The sequence below is a fragment of the Nesterenkonia alkaliphila genome (assembly GCF_009758175.1).
In the GTDB taxonomy this organism is placed as follows: domain Bacteria; phylum Actinomycetota; class Actinomycetes; order Actinomycetales; family Micrococcaceae; genus Nesterenkonia; species Nesterenkonia alkaliphila.
Genome location: NZ_WRPM01000020.1, coordinates 1 through 15611, shown reverse-complemented (window position 1 = coordinate 15611; position 15611 = coordinate 1). Strand labels below are relative to the sequence as shown.

Sequence of the window (15611 nt, the reverse complement as noted above, 5' to 3'; positions counted from 1 at the left end):
GACACGCCGACGCCGCAGGATCCCCCACCAACAGGGACTCCACGCTCAACGGTGAATAGCCCGTATACCGCCTCGTAGTTGATCGTTTCACGTTTGCGCGCCTTCTTGCGCATCGAATTAACGGTCACACCGTCATAGATCCACGCGGACGCATCTCGGGCGAAGAAATGGTTCGGCAAAGGCGGCAGAACAAAGTCATCGATCCCCAATGACCGCAATACCATCGAGGACCCCCCTTGCATCTTCTCCAAGACCTCGCGCTTGGAGATCCCCGCGATCAAATGCTCCACCAGGGATGCAGGATCCATTTGCTCGAACAAATCCCTCAGGGGTTCGACCAAATCTGGCCCGTGGACGCGGTCGTCCAAGATCGTATCCAGAATGTGTTTCTTTGCTGGGGCCAAGGCCACAGTCTCGGTGAGTAGATCTTCAAGCAGATGGACCACGACACCGTGCTGACGGAGAGCATCTACAAATGCGTCGTGCTCAAGTCGCGCGTTCTTAACCCAAAGCACGTCATCAAACAAAAAATCTTCCCGGTTGCTTGGAGTCAGTCGCTCCAATTCCAGACCTGGTCGATGCACAATCACTTCCCGCAAGGGGCCTACTTCAGAGTTCACCTCAAGTTTTGGGGCCATGACCAATTAACTCCCTATCAGAAATTTGACTTCAAACCCATATTGAGTTCTAGCGGATTCTAGGCCCTGGAGCTCTGGCTGTTTAGAACTCTTGAAGGGCCGGATAGACACTGCTAAAGTCGTAGACAGCACGCTAGCAGTCGTACTGCGCCGCAGCAATAGCGGACCAAATCTTCCTCCTGTTGTTTAGCAACTCTTCCTCTGTTGTTTAGAAGGGCGGTCATCGTGGACAAAACCGACACTGACGTGGGGAAAAAGAAAACCGGTGGATTTCGATTCCCCAGCGCTTACACCATCGTTGCGCTGGTCGCCGTCGCCGTTTGGGTGGCGGCGTTTTTTATTCCCACTGGAAGCTACGCCGCTGACCCGGACACCGGCCGTCCGATGCCGGGGTCATACGAGCGAACCGACGTTGAGATACCGCTCGGAGATCGTCTCTATGACCTCTTCATGGCACCAATCCATGGTCTCTACGGGGTCCAAAGTGAAGAAACAGGGGTCGTTGGCGCCTACGAGATAGGTGAACTTTTCGGCTCCGCCGGGGTGTTTCTCTTTGTGCTTGCCGTTGGCATGTTCATCACAGTCACGATGAAGTCTGGAGCAATTGACGCCGGTCTAGGAAGGGTGAGCCAGAAGTTCGGAAATCGCGGAATACCGCTGATCGTGATCCTCATGGTGCTGTTCGCCTTGGGCGGCACGACAATGGGCATGGCCGAAGAAACCCTGGGCTTCTACGCACTTGTCGTTCCGATCATACTGGCTCTCGGATACGACCGACTCGTGGCAGCCTCTGTGATCCTGTTCGGTGCAGGTATCGGGACGCTCGCATCGACATTCAACCCCTTCGCCACCGGCGTAGCCTCGGATGCCGCGGATATATCGATGGGGGAAGGCGTAACCCTACGCGCGATAATGTTGATCGCCCTGACCGCTATCACCATCGGTTACGTCGCCCGCTACGCAACTCGGGTGAAGCGCGATCCAGACCGCTCGCTGATGGGCATTGATCCCAACGACGAGGAAAAGGTCACCGCGGTCCTGAACCTGACCGTGCGACGCAAGATCATCCTCACACTTCTGACGCTGACGTTTGCAATGATGATCTTTTCAATCATTCCGTGGGCACAAATTCTTCAAGGACCTGATACCGACTCCTACGTATGGCAGCTGGATTGGTACTTCCCAGAGCTGGCTGCATTGTTCGTTGTCATGACCATTGTCGTGGGCCTGGTGGCGGGCATGAGCGAGAAAACCCTCACAAACAACATGGTCTCCGGCGCCGGCGACTTCATCAGTGCCGGCCTGATCATCATCCTCGCTCGCGGCGTCACGGTCATCATGAACAACTCCGAGATCACCGACACTGTCCTCAACGCACTCGAGAATGCTATCGTGGGTGCGCCTGGCTGGTTGTTCGGTCCGCTGATGTTCCTCCTCAACGTCCCCCTAGCCTTCTTGGTGCCCTCCAGTTCGGGCCATGCCACCTTAGCCATGCCGGTTCTAGCACCCCTGGCGGATTTCGCCGGCCTCGACCGTGAAGTCGTCGTGACAGCATTCCAGTCCGCCTCCGGGTGGATCAACCTCTTCACCCCCACCTCTGCAGTAGTTATGGGCGGCCTTGCTCTGGCGAAGGTCGGGTATGGAACCTACCTGAGATTCATTGGACCTCTCTTAGGGATCCTGGCACTCCTCATTATCGTTTTCCTGTCACTGGACGCGTTCGTCGCACTCCCCTAAAGCTGGATTCACCGCTCGGGGGTGCGCTAGCTCAACCTAGTCCTTCGGACCCACGACTTCTGACCGGCCTGAGCACGTAGGCTCCGTTGCACACCAATTGAGTAGGTGTGCGTCGATGTCGAGAACATGGAACCTCGAAGCCCACAGGCGACAGCAGCTGCCCCTTCGTGGCTTGCTGCCACAGGCCAACCAGAGTGGATTTCTCGAACACTGGTAGTAATCGACTAGCACGACGCGGAAGGATTCGATGAGTGCACAGAGAACGGGGAATGCGAAGCGGGGACGGTCCCACGAGCAGCACCGACACCGCAGCCGGAGAGCCCTGGCACAGCCTCTCCACCGCCGAGACCTTCAAGCTTTTGGAGACAGACGCTGAAGGGCTCGACGCCGCCGCGGCCGGGCAACGGTTAGAACGCTACGGCCCCAACCGAATCGAGGCCGCCAAGGCTGAGTCCTGGGTCATCACCCTACTGTGCCAATTCGTCTCTCCGATGATCGGCATTCTGCTGGTCGCGTTTGTGATCACTCTGCTGCTGCAGGAGTACGCCGACGCCGGCGCGATCGCACTGATCCTCATTCTGAACGCCTCCCTGGGGTTCTGGCAGGAACGCAAAGCAGCCCGCGATGTTCAGGCACTGGCGCAGCTGAGCGCCCCGTCATCCACGGTCATCCGAGACGGGAAGTCGATCACCCTGCCCGCCGAGGATCTCGTCCCCGGCGACACGGTGCTGCTGGAGTCCGGCAATAAGGTCCCAGCTGATGTGCGCCTGTTTTCAGCGACCCACCTGCAGGTCGACGAGTCCATGCTCACCGGTGAGTCCGACGCCGTCACTAAGGACACCGCCGCTGTCGACGCAGCTGCGCCCATCGCTGATCGCACCAGCATGGCGTTCTCCGGAACCCTGGTGCGCTCAGGCCGCGCCCGCGCGATGGTTGTTGCCACCGGCACCGACACCGAACTCGGCGCGATCTCCGAAATGGTCAAGGGCCCCACCGGCAAGACGCCGCTGCAGGAACTGACCAATGACCTTGAAAAGAAGATCGGCATCATCATCGTTGCCGTCTCCGCGGTGTTGTTCGTCTCGGGCATCCTGCTGGGCAACGAGCTTGGTGAAATGTTCCTCACCGTGGTCGCCCTGGCGGTCGCCTCGCTACCGGAATCACTACCGATTGTGTTGACCGTGGCGATGAGCGTGGGCGTGTCCCGCATGGCCAAACGCAACGCCTTGGTCCGGCATCTACCGGCAGTCGAAACGCTGGGCTCAACCACCATGATCGGCAGCGACAAGACCGGCACGCTGACCATGAACGAGCTGACCGTCCAGCAGGTACGGACCCCAGCCGGCACCACCGATCTGAACACCCTCAACGCACCCGGCCAGCAACTTGACCCCAACACGCGTCTGGTGCTGCGCGCCGGGGCACTGACCAATGAGGCCCGGCCGCTGGCTGATGATCCGGAGAACTTCAGCGGTGACGCAGTAGACGCTGCGATGGCCAAAGCTGCTCTGCGGTGGGAAGCGGTCACCCGTGACGAGTTCCTCGCCCCGCCGCTGGCCCACGCCCCCTACGAACCCGAACTCGGGCTCTCACAGACGGTGCGGAAGGTGGACGGACGCCGCGTGCTATTCGTCAAAGGCGCCCCGGATGCGCTCATCGCCGCCTCCACGCACCTGGAGACCGTCAACGGCCCTGAGCCCTCCGGCCTCGACCAGGTCCGCGCCGCCAACGAAACTATGGCCGCCGAGGGGCTGCGCGTACTGGCCACCGCCTATCGATATCTCCACCAGGCAGAGCAGCTTCCCGGCGGAACCGAAGCGTTCCCGGCCCCCTCCGGGCTGACCTTCTTAGGGCTGCAAGGCATGGCCGACCCGCCGCGGCCCGGGGTGCTGGAAGCTATCACACAGTGCCACGACGCCGGTATCCGGGTCCTGATGATCACCGGCGACCAACCCGCCACCGCCATATCAGTGGCAGAACAGTTGGGACTACCGGCCGGGGCGGAACCGCTAACCGGCACCGAAATCCAAACCCTGAACGACGACGACCTCTACCAGCGCCTGACCACGGTAGGCGTAGCTGCCCGGGTCACACCAGCAGATAAGCGGCGCATCGTCGAAGTCCTGCAGGCCCAGGACCACGTCGTCGCAGTCACCGGCGACGGCGTCAACGACGCACCAGCACTCAAAGCTGCCGCGCTCGGAGTCGCAATGGGAGCTTCCGGAACAGACGTCGCCCGCGAAGCAGCCGACATGGTGCTCACCGACGACAATTTCGTCACCGTGGTGGACGCGGTGGAGCAGGGACGGGTCACCTTCAACGCGATCCGCAAAGCCACCCACTTCCTGGTCGCCAACGGCGCAGCCTCACTGATTGCAGTCTCGATCAGCGTCTACGCAGACATGCCATTGATCTTCTTACCGATCCAGATGCTGTTCGTCAACGTGGTCACCAACGGCGTGCAAGACATCGCCCTAGCGTTCGAGCCCGCCGAGGGCGATGAACTCAAACGCAAGCCGCGTTCGGCAGCCGAAGGCGTGCTCGATCAAAAAATGTGGATCCGCACCGGGCTCGCCGGCGCATGGATGGGGCTGGCCGCCATCCTCATGTTCACCTGGGCCCTGGACTCGGGAAGAACCGACGAGTACGCCCGAACCTTGACACTGACCCTGTTCATCATGATGAACTTCTTCTTCGTCCAAACATCCCGCTTCGAAAACAAGTCGGTGTTCTCGAGTCCGTTCAGCAACCCGCTGCTGCTCTTCACCGCCGTAGGCGCCCTGGGGCTGCACTGGCTAGCAATGAACTGGTCGGTCAGCGCCGCACTGATGGGGTTCGTGTCCCTATCCGCTGCAGAGTGGGCGATATGTGCCGCCCTGGGGATATCGATCCTGGTGATCGTCGAGCTGGAAAAACTGATCCGTTACCTCTTAGCCAAACGGTGAACGCGTCCTATGCACACCACATCGAGCGCCCCTACGCGTGGGTTATCTCGATGGCGGATCTGTCCCGCCAGTGACAGTACCCGCACCCCTTGGGTCGCTATATAAGTCGTTCGGGCCAGAGAAGGATCGATGGGTCGCAGAGGAGGTGACTGTTCCTGGGTGTGGTGTGACTTTTGGCGATAAATGGCGACATTCTGGATATAAACGGCGCAGCAGCCTTCCGGTGGGGATTACCCAGATAGTCGAATGGCTTTGTCAGGTTGCGGAGGATCCCGGCATGCCTAGTTCGGGCACACCCCAGCCTGACGTCAGGTATCCTGTGTGACGAATGTCAGAGTAGAGTCCATATCTTTGCGTATGGGCACATGTGGTGGGATCTCCTAGAGTTCATCCTGACAGGGTGCGTCGGTGACGAAGGAATGAGTGGGTTGAACGGGCAGCGCATTGGGTACGTGCGGGTGAATCCCGTCGACCAGAACGACCAAGGCCAGCTCGACGGCGAGGTCTTAGATCGGATATTCACAGAAGAGGCCTCGGGCATGGACACAGACCGGCCGGAACTCGTGAAGATGATCAGATTCGTACGCGACCGCGACACTGTTGTCGTTCACAGCATGGACCGGCTGGCCCGTCACCTTGAGGATCTGCGCTCCGTGGTGGGGAGACTCACGGGCAAGGGTGTGCGCGTGGAGTTCTGCAAGGAGAACCTGGTGTTCACTGAAGAGGACTGCCCCATGGCAACTCTGATGCTCTCGGTTTTGGGTGCTCTCGCAGAATTCGACCGTTCACTGATCAAAGAACGTCAGCGCGAGGCTATCGCTTTGGCTCGGCGACGTGTGGTCCACCCGAGGAGCAAGCGGACGTAGGGACAAGAGCAGGTGGCCGAGTTGGTCCGCCATGCAGTGGCCGGTGCCCCCAACTCCAAACTGGTACGGGAGCGCGAGAACAACCGGGAACGGTGTCCCAGTACCCCCTTCGGCAGGCGCAGCCAAACCAGAACGGCCCGGGCATCAACAAATGCCACCGCCGTCGCCAAATGGCGCTGACAGAACGCCGCCACGTACCGCAACGATTCTGGATCCTTCAGCGTTCGTTCCGGGAGCGATCATGAAGATGCAATTTCACGAACTGACCAAGGCCTACGTTGCCCGCCGGACCGCAGAAGGAAAGTCAAAGCGCGACATCATTCGATGTCTCAAGCGCTATGTCATCCGCGAGGTTTATCACCTGATCAAGGAACCCCCGTCTGCCGCAGAGCCGGTCTCAGCGGTTACTCGACAGATATAGGAGCGTCAATGCCGCGATGGAGTCGTTCTACTCGCTGCTGCAGAACAACGTCCTCGACACCCGCCCCTGGACCACCCGCCAACAGCTGCGAGAGGCAATCGTGACGAGGATCGAGGCCACCTACCACCGAAGGAGGAAACAGAAGGAACTTGGCAGACTGACCCCAGTCTCCTTTGGAAGGAGCGCCCAGCAAGGCGCTAGTGGATATCTAAGTCCTGAGGTCGACTATGGAACATGCCGCTCAATATCGAGGTAGTACCACTCAGCACCCCGGGCCCGGTCAAGATGGCCCCAGGGCCGATGAGACTCAAGATCAGCGGCTGCCTAACTTGGAGCAGTTACTCAACCGTCACCAAGATCCTGGACCGTGGCGGGTTTCGAGCCTCTCCTGAGCTGGTGATCGATCTTCGCCCTGCCAGTCATGTAGACCTTGAAGGACTCGCAGCCCTGGAACTCTAGGTGGACCTGTGCCAATTTGGCGGGGAACTCTCAAAGATCACTATTGTCTCCCCACCTCTCCCCCGGCGATGCTCGTATGAACAATCATGAGGCTGGTCGAAAACTCTTGTGTGGAGGGCTTTTGGATGTCCGGGTCTTCCCGGTCATGGAGGGGTTGGCCATTCCCGGTGGGCGGGCAGCGCTGTGCCGAGGTTGAGGTGACGGCCGGGGTCTATACCGCGATACAGCGCGATCTGGAGGTCCAGGCCGGCATCAGAGACCGAGATCTGGTGCATCGCGGCTATGGCTTTCTCCCATGTGGGGAAGAGGTACGCGATGATTTCTCAGTTCTATGGGAGTCGATGGACGTTGACCCAGGCTTCAGTGATCACCCCCAGGCGGCCTTCGGAGCCCAGAATCATCTCCCGCACGCTGGGTCCGGAGGAGTAGCTGGGCCGAGGCCTTAACGTCACGACTTTGCCGGGCAGTGTCACCCGCATCCCGCGGGTGATGTCGGCGATGTCGCCGTATTTATCTGACTGCATTCCCGAGGATCGGGTGGCGATCCAGCCGCCCAGTGTGGAGTGTTTGAAGCTGTCGGGCTGGTGCCCCATCGTCCACCCTTGGGAATTCAGCTGCTCTTCCAGGCCCGGGCCTTGGGCTCCGGCTTGGATTCTCGCCAGACCGGCGCTCTGGTCAATCTCTAGCACCTGGTTCAGTCGACCCAGGGCGGATTCTAGCGTTCATTGCAACAGCAGTGGTTTGATCTCTTCGATTGGTTTTTTTGAAGCCTAGTCGTTTGCGTGGCCGGTCGTTGAGTTCAGCGGCGACCCAGTCGAGGTCATCGGCGCTGTGGACGGTGAGGTCGGTGCCTTTGGGGAAGTATTGGCGTAGCAGTCCGTTGGTGTTCTCGTTGATGCCGCGCTGCCAGGGCGAATGCGGATCGGCGAAGTAGATCTCGACATCGGCGTCGATGCTGACACGCTTCCACTCGGTCATCTCCGTGCCCTGGTCCCAGGTCAGGGTCGAGCGCAGAGCCTTGGGCAGGGTCTTGATCTTCGCGGCCAGTGCATCACGCATCAACTCGGGGGTGTAACCCTCGGGCAGGTGGACCAGCATGGTGTAGTTCGTGGTCCGCTCCACCAGGGTCCCGATTGCTGACTGGTTGGCCTTGCCGATGATGTAGGGGTTGTCGACGACGCGTGAATACTGGACACCTAGCGACGGGGTGGTTTCTATTCATCGTGGCAACAGATGTCGAAGAATGGAGGACATGTTGTCATCGCGTCGAGTGAAGAAGGGGCCGGGGCGTCGTCCGCTGTCGGCTCAGCGTGCACGGTTCATGCAGCTGCGTGAGCGTGGCTGGTCGATCGCCGCTGCTGCCCGTGAGGTCGGTGTCTCCCGCAGTGCTGGGAATAACTGGAGTCATGGCTATAAGACCTATCGTCACGGTCAGGCCGTAGGAGTCGTGGCTCCGCTGCAGCGCCTTGAAGTCCGCCGAATCAGTGCACGGTTCCTGTCCCAGGATGAGCGAATCCAACTTGCCGATCTGCATCAAGCCGGCACGAGCATCCGCACGATCGCCGTCGAGATGTCTCGCAGCCCATCGACCATCTCACGGGAGCTTCGGCGCAATCGTCGAAAGGATGGCGCTTACAGGCCATTCGAGGCTCACCGGCAAGCCGTGTCGAAGCGGGCACGTCACCACCAGCGGCGTCTGCATACAAGCCCAGAACTGGCCGGGGTGGTCGACGAGCTGCTCCGTCAGCGATGGAGCCCTCAGCAAGTCTCGCGTCATCTGCGCGCTAAGTACCCGGAAGCTCCATGGATGCAGTTATCTCCAGAGAGTATCTACCAAGCAATATACGAGCCGGGATCGGCTTTCCTGCGGCCATCTCCGCTGGCGCCGCATCGTCGTTCACCACTGCGGACCGGCCGAGAAAATCGCCGGGCTCACCAGGCCCGTCAGCAGCGACGACCCCGGTTCGAGCAGCCGATGCTCTCGATTCATCAACGCCCCTTTGCCCCGGAGGATCGCAGCGAGCCCGGCCATTGGGAGGGAGACCTCATCGTCGGCAAGGATGCGGGCTCGGCCATCGGCACCTTGGTGGAACGTCGGAGCCGCACGCTGCGATTGCTGCACCTACCCCAGCGTGACGGGCACAGCCTGCACGATGCCCTCGCTATGCGAATGGCAGACCTGCCGCAGAGCATGGTCCGGTCAATCACGTGGGACCAAGGCACAGAAATGGCTCGGCACTTGACGATCACGAGCACTTTAGGGGCACCGGTTTACTTCTGCGACTCCCGTTCGCCATGGCAACGCGGCTCGAACGAGAACACCAACGGGTTGCTGCGTGACTATTTCCCGAAAGGAACCGAGCTCAGCAGACACAGCCCCGAGCACCTGCTAGCCGTTGAAAACGAGCTCAACGCAAGACCGCGCCGGGTCCTGAATGACCGGACACCGGCTGAGGTTTTCACCGCACTGGTAACCTCGTGAACCCCCACCACTGTTGCAACGTTGAATAGAACCCGCCGCGTCGATAAGTGTCCAGTTTTCGGCCGTCGTTGACAGCTGCTGGGCTCGGTGGCTTCGGCTCTGCCGGCCTATGCCAAGTCGCCCACCGTCATCATTCCGGGCAACTACGACGACGGCGAAGGCGCAGCACGGTTCGCCCCGGTGGAGAGCTCCGGGCCGGTGGTCGTTGGAATCGACGGCTCGGCCCATAGCCGCACAGCGGTGCTGCAGGCGGCACGGGCGGCCTCCGAGCGCGGGGTCACTCTGCAGATTCTCATGGTGCTGCCTCCGCTGGATGGTGCGCTGCTGTGGTACCCGGAGCTGACCAATCAGGGCGATGAGGTCACCCAGCAGCGCAGGGCTGAGCTGCAGGAAACCGTAGATGCCGAACGTGACTGGTTTAAGGGCCACTTCCCCGACCTGGAGGTCTCAACGACTGTGGAGCCCGGCGACCCGGTCAGCGTGCTGCGCAAGAAGTCCCGTACCGCGCAGCTGATTGTAGTGGGCACCCGTGGGCTCGGCGGACTGAGGAGCACCATGCTCGGCTCGGTCTCACGTGGACTGCTGCTCCGCGGTGAAGGCCCCGTCATGGTGGTCCCCCAGCCGGAAGAGGCCTGACCTTTTCATCCAGATCGGAGATAACGAGGCGCGAGATTTCCTCAGGTCTTGCCGTGTAGTGGCACTGTAGAGGTGTCACCGGGGGCCATGGTCTCTTCTCTTTCCTCGACGAACAGCTGAATCGGTTGGGAGGATGAGCCCGGCAGGGTGACGGTGACCTCCTGGTGGGTGATGTCTATGTCAATCGTCTGATGCCGGAAGCGCACCTGGAAATGCACGCCGGGCAGTTCCTTGGGCAGCCGTGGGTTCAGGCGCAGCCTATCTTTCCGCGTCTCCACCCCGGCGAAGCAGCGGATGACCATATCCACTGTCCCGGCCATCGCACCTAGGTGAACACCTTCGCGTGTGGTGCCGCCCTGGGTGTCGGACAGGTCTGCCTCCAACGCTTCAGCAAAGAGCGCCCAGGAAGCGGACCTGTCGGTGCGGGCTGCCACCCAGCCATGCACCAGGCGCGACAGGGTGGAGCCGTGGGAGGTCCTCGCCAAGTAGTAGTCCACCGTGTTCCGCAGACCCTGCACCGAGAACTCGTACCCCATAGTCGCCAAGGTCTCCTGCAGCTCCTGGAGGGAGAACAGGTAGGGCAGCATCAGCACATCAGCTTGTTTGGAAAGCTTGTATCGGTTGGTGGAGTCCCCCTCGGCCTGCAGGATCAGATCCAGCCGGCCAATATTGTCATACCGGTCCCGGTAGTCATCCCAGTCGAATTCCAGCAGGTCCTCGTAGCCATCGAACTGGCTGATGATCCCGTCATCCATGAATGGGACCTTCAGGTTGGCCGCGATGTCCTCCCAGTGGCGCAGCTCGTCCTCAAAGACGTCCAGCCACTGACTCAGCGGATCGTCTCGGCCGTCCATCCAGCGCAGCAGCCGCACGGTGGCCGCCAGCGCCCAGGAGGCCAGCACGTTGGTGTAGGCGTTGTTGCGCAGCCCGGAGCCGGGGGTATCGGGGTAGCCGTCGTGATATTCGTCCGGGCCCATCACACCGTGGATCTCCCACCGCCCAGTCTCTGGGTTGTGGTGGGCCAGCGACACGAAGAACCGACAGATCTCCACCAGCATCTCTCCGCCGAAGTTGGAGATGAACGTTTCGTCTTCGGTGGCCTCGAAGTAGCGCAGCACCGAATAGGCGACCGCCAGCGAGACGTGGCGCTGATTATGGGAGTTATCCGGCATCCACATACCCGAACGTGGATTCCACAGCTCGCTGGGGGTCTCTTCCCGCCCGGTGGAACCGGACTGCCACGGATACATCGCCCCGGCGTAGCCTTCAGCCCTCGCGTTTGCTCGGGCTTCATTCAGCCGCCGGTACCGGTACATCAGCAATCCGCGGGTGAATTCAGGTCGACGCAGAGTCAGGGTGGGGTAGATGAACATCTCATCCCAGAAGATGTGGCCGCGATATCCCTCCCCGTGCAGGCCACGTGCACCCAGGGCGACGTCGGTCTCCTGATGTGAGCCGAAAGCCGTCTGGAACACGTGGAAGGTGTGCAGATTCAACGCCAACTGGTGGCGTTCATTGGCGCAGTCATGATCCAGGCCAGCCCATTCATCGCCGTCGTCGCGTGAGTACATCTCTTGGTGATCCATGTGCACAGCAGCACGTGCCCAAATGATCCCCCACCGCTCTTCGTGACGGTTCAGCATCCGCCTGAAGCCCGGCGCACGAGCCACCTGCGCGGCCGCGCTCTCCGCCACGGTGGCCACGGCCGGATCCTGGCTGGTGGAGATGGCCGCGATCTTCTCCAGGGTCACCGGAACCCCAGCCTCCAGGTGCAGACCGATGTCGTGACCGATGACAGTGTCATCCTCCTCGATGAGCCGGCGGCTGGGCTCGCGGCCTTCGACGTTCCAGGTGATGCGGGTGCGGGCAGCCACGGCCACCCGAACCTGGGAGTTGTTGGTCATCATCTCCAACAGGACGGTGGCCCCGTCCACCTCCCGAGCCCCCGCGGGCTGCAGGTGGCGGGAGGCGAGCTGGTGGTCATCGGCGACGTTGCGATTGGCCACCCGCCCATCGATCACCGACCGCAGGGTGAGCTCGCCGGACCAGTTCTCCGCCTCCACGCGCATCTCCAGGCCGGCCATGTGCCTCTCGGCCAGGGACTGGAACTGCCGGGTGATCAGTCGGGTGATCCGCCCGTCGGCATCCTGATAGCGCTGGATGCGGGTGAGCAGGCCGCGGCGCAGGTCCAGCTCCTGGTGATACTCGATCAGCTGCCCGGTGGTGGGCAGCAGCGGATCAGCGCCCTCGGGGGTCGCTGAGAGCACCGTCCAGTCAGGCATATTGACCAGGTGCTCGGTCTCCACCTCGCGGCCCTCAACTGTGGAGGCCAGCCGGTTGAACACCCCCGCCACATAGGTCCCTGGGTAATGCACCTCCCCGGCCTGGGCGCCCGGCACCGAGCCACGGGTGCCCCAATACCCATTCGCCAGGGTGCACAGCGCCTCGCGAGTGCCCTCCTCTGCCGGATCGAAGCTGTCATAGGCCAGCACCCAGGCAGGGTCGTAGGGCCGGGTCACGCAGTGCTGCAGATCCAGGGCGGATACATCATCCACGACGACGGCGCCCGCCTCACTCAGCCGCTCCGGGGAACCGTGCCGGTCGACCCCGACCACCAGGCTGAAGTCACCGGCGACGGCGGCCTGCACTCCAGCCACGGCGTCCTCAATCACCACCGTGTCTTGGGGCTCCACCCCCAGCAGGCGGGCGGCGTGGAGGAACGTGGCAGGGTGGGGCTTGCCCGGCAGGTTAAGCTCCACCGCGGTGCTGCCATCGACGATGTGGCCGAAGTAATCGATCACCTCTGCCTGGGAGAGCACGGTGTGAGCGTTGCGCGAGGCGGTGACCAGACCAATCGGAATACCTGCACCGCGCAGCTGCTTCAGCGCCTTCAGCGCATCAGGGAAGACCGCGACACCCTCCGTGCGCAGCACCTCATCGAAGTATCCCTGCTTACGTCTGGCCAGCGCATCGACGCTCAGCTCGCCGTTGGCGGCGCCAGAGTCTTGCGGCAGTGTCAGGCCGCGGGAGGCGAAGAACGAACGCACCCCCTCCTCGCGAGGCAGACCATCCACAAACCGCAGGTAGTCGTCCGCAATGTCGAATGGTGCCAGCCGGTGCGGCTCAGCCCTGACCACATCGCGGTTCTCCGGCAGCTGGCCCACTGCATCCAGCACGCCGTCGAAGAGCTTCTTCCACGCCGCGGCGTGCACCTGCGCGGTATCGGTGACTACGCCGTCCATATCGAAGATGACGGCCCGGAAGTCGCACACATGGTGTCTGCGATTAGAAGTGTGAAGGGCGGAAGCACGCGTCACTGGATGCATACAGCCATGTTAAGCCGCTCAGTTACGGTTCGGTAAGCGTTACGCATTTCGCCAAAGAATGGCGCACGAGAATCACCCATGCAGTTGACTATCTCCCGGAGCTCAGGCTTGGCCATGTCTCCGCTTTCGGAGTTGTCGCACCAGCACCACCCAATCGGCGGCCTGCGCTGCCGTGACGGCCACGGTAGCCGCAGAGAGAAACCACGCACCAGAATGTTATCTTGACGAGTTTGAATCCGGGCAACTTGCCTGAGATCTTCCGCGGCAACTCCCCTAACAACACTGTGAGTCTAGGAGTGGCTGGTCCGGGACCGGCTGGCAGAGTTGGTGTTGGTTGCCTCACCGTGGTTGTGGCTCATGACAAAACTGATCTCTCTTCCCTGAGAGTGTCTTTCCTATGAACTGTCCGGCCCTGGTGGGTGACCGGCACCGACTCGGCCCACATCAATGGCCTGGCGCTTTTATGGTTGTCGTCAACTCATGAGGTGTTGGAGCTGGCGGAAGATCGTGCGGGCGAGGTAACGCTTCAGAGATCGTTTGATCTCGCGGTAGGTGCGCCCCTCGGCGGTGCGTTTGGCAACTAGGCCTTGGTCTGTTCATGGAAGCGCATTCGGACTTTGGCGATGACGTCAAGGGCCATGTTCAATTGCCGGTCGCCATTCCGATTCAACCGATGCCGGATCGTGTTGCCTGAAGACGCCTGTAAGGGCGCAGCCCCGGCTAGGGCGGCAAAGGCTGCCTCAGAGCGGATCCGTCCGGAGTGGGAGTATGTGGCCAGGATAATTCCCACGGTCACAGGGCCAAACCCTGGCTGGGACTGCAGGCCCGGGGCCAGCTGCTCACCGAGGTCGGCCAGCTGGGACTGCAGAGCCTTCAGGGCTCGTCGGGCATCGATGCCCAGCTCGAGCTGACGCACTAAGGCATTTAGGGCGTTGTGGTTGGCAGTGCGTTGCTGTTCGACTCTCCCGCGGGCATCCAACAGGACGCTGATCGCGGTTCTTTCTCCGTCGTCGCGGGGTTGGAGCAGGTTTGCTGTGTCGCGACCCAGTACGCTCATCGCGGCCGCTGCCGCGTCGATCTGGTCAGTCTTGCCTACCCCGGCTCGGGCTGGTTTCTTCGGGGGCTTAACCTCCACTACAGCGACATCCTCGGCGTGTAGTGCCCGCCGGATCGAGGACCCGTAGGAGCTGGTTCCCTCGACCGCAGCTAGGATCGCGCCGCCGGTATTGCGGCGGATCCAGGCGATAGCCCGGCTCATGCCAGCGCTAGTCACCGGGAAAGCTTCACAGCCGGCGTGTGCCCCTGTGGTGGTGTTGATGATCGCGTAGGTGTGGGTACAAGCATGGGTGTCAATACCAATGACGGTGATCCTGCTTTCCACATCGATTGCCGTTACTGGTGGCATCGGTCTGGAGTAGGGTTCTTGTCAGGCACATCTCTAATGAGGCACGCAGCCGGTAAGGGCGCGGCCAGGCTTTTATTAAGCCATGGCAAGGGGCCAGGCCGATGCCACCCGCGATGAAGGACACGTCAAGCCCAGGTCACTGAGCTTTTGCTCGGGACGGATCAGAAGTGAGTCACCTCACCCTGACACGCAGGGCCAGCGGGTACCAGACCTGACAATAACCATTAGAGATTAGAAGCATGCCCGACCATGCAGGGTCGTGGCTCATCACAGGTATGCCTTGACGTGATCCCTCCTCCGGGCCGGCACCGGTCTTAGCGACTGGAACATTGCCATCTCAATCAGAGGAGCCCAGTCACTATGCGCACTATAGTGTCGCTGTAACTCATCCGTTCATCATTGGTGTGGAGACCCACACCAGAACACATACCTACGCCGTGGTCACTGCCGCTGGGGAACCCCTGTGTGCTGAAACATTCCCGAACTCCGCCCCTGGACGAGCACGGGCGATAGCGTGGGCGGCTCGTCGTACCGGGGCAGACCTGGAGGCTCTCTGGGTAGTTGAAGGCGCAGGAAGCTACGGTGCCCAGCTCTCCCGAGCCGCCGCAGCAACGGGATACCAAGTCATCGAGGGGTCAAGTCCGGTGGTGTGGTGTATGAGTGGTGATCCTTCAAGCGTGTAATTTGAGGGTTATG

9 protein-coding genes and 3 pseudogenes are annotated in these 15611 nt (G+C 61.3%); 7 read left to right on the top strand and 5 right to left on the bottom strand.

The annotated features are described in order from the left end of the window. Positions 1-638, bottom strand: a 638-nt coding sequence (locus GNZ21_RS02750; protein ID WP_232532641.1) for an arginine deiminase family protein, incomplete at its 3' end; no start/stop codon positions are given. A 225-nt stretch (positions 639-863) separates the two neighbouring features. On the opposite strand from GNZ21_RS02750, the gene GNZ21_RS02745 reads away from it, so the two are divergent. The 4 genes and pseudogenes from GNZ21_RS02745 to GNZ21_RS02725 form a co-directional block, all read left to right on the top strand. Continuing rightward, on the top strand, positions 864-2375 hold the full coding sequence (locus GNZ21_RS02745) for a YfcC family protein (protein WP_198345958.1): 1512 nt from the start codon (positions 864-866) through the stop codon (positions 2373-2375). A gap of 251 nt (positions 2376-2626) precedes the next feature. Further along, the gene (locus tag GNZ21_RS02740) at positions 2627-5320 is read left to right on the top strand and encodes a cation-translocating P-type ATPase (protein ID WP_229659616.1); all 2694 of its coding nucleotides are present in this window, start codon (positions 2627-2629) and stop codon (positions 5318-5320) included. A gap of 365 nt (positions 5321-5685) precedes the next feature. Continuing rightward, positions 5686-6186, top strand: coding sequence for a recombinase family protein (locus tag GNZ21_RS02735; protein WP_373868471.1), 501 nt, complete (start codon positions 5686-5688; stop codon positions 6184-6186). Positions 6187-6614: 428 nt separating this feature from the next. Beyond that, a pseudogene (locus tag GNZ21_RS02725) lies at positions 6615-6863 on the top strand (IS3 family transposase); the annotation flags it as partial. A 532-nt stretch (positions 6864-7395) separates the two neighbouring features. On the opposite strand, the gene GNZ21_RS02720 reads toward GNZ21_RS02725, so the two are convergent. Together GNZ21_RS02720 and GNZ21_RS02715 are read right to left on the bottom strand one after the other, a co-directional pair. Further along, positions 7396-7755, bottom strand: a complete 360-nt coding sequence (locus tag GNZ21_RS02720; protein ID WP_308805475.1) for an FAD-binding oxidoreductase — start codon at positions 7753-7755, stop codon at positions 7396-7398. Next, positions 7742-8227 (bottom strand): annotated as a pseudogene (locus GNZ21_RS02715) (IS30 family transposase); the annotation flags it as partial. The pseudogene GNZ21_RS02715 and the gene GNZ21_RS02720, both read right to left, overlap by 14 nt. 91 nt (positions 8228-8318) lie before the next feature. Between GNZ21_RS02715 and GNZ21_RS02710 the strand changes: the two are divergent. After that, the gene (locus GNZ21_RS02710) at positions 8319-9548 is read left to right on the top strand and encodes an IS30 family transposase (protein ID WP_198345957.1); all 1230 of its coding nucleotides are present in this window, start codon (positions 8319-8321) and stop codon (positions 9546-9548) included. A gap of 87 nt (positions 9549-9635) precedes the next feature. Further along, the gene (locus tag GNZ21_RS02705) at positions 9636-10184 is read left to right on the top strand and encodes a universal stress protein (RefSeq protein WP_157321124.1); all 549 of its coding nucleotides are present in this window, start codon (positions 9636-9638) and stop codon (positions 10182-10184) included. Between the two features lie 41 nt (positions 10185-10225). On the opposite strand, the gene GNZ21_RS02700 is transcribed toward GNZ21_RS02705, so the two are convergent. Together GNZ21_RS02700 and GNZ21_RS02695 are read right to left on the bottom strand one after the other, a co-directional pair. Continuing rightward, positions 10226-13510, bottom strand: a complete 3285-nt coding sequence (locus tag GNZ21_RS02700) for a beta-phosphoglucomutase family hydrolase (RefSeq protein WP_157321122.1) — start codon at positions 13508-13510, stop codon at positions 10226-10228. 473 nt (positions 13511-13983) lie between these two features. After that, positions 13984-14915 (bottom strand): annotated as a pseudogene (locus tag GNZ21_RS02695) (transposase). 404 nt (positions 14916-15319) lie between these two features. On the opposite strand from GNZ21_RS02695, the gene GNZ21_RS16260 reads away from it, so the two are divergent. Next, a complete protein-coding gene (locus GNZ21_RS16260; protein ID WP_373868470.1) occupies positions 15320-15598 on the top strand; it encodes an IS110 family transposase in 279 nt (92 codons plus the stop codon). Positions 15599-15611 lie beyond the last annotated feature (13 nt).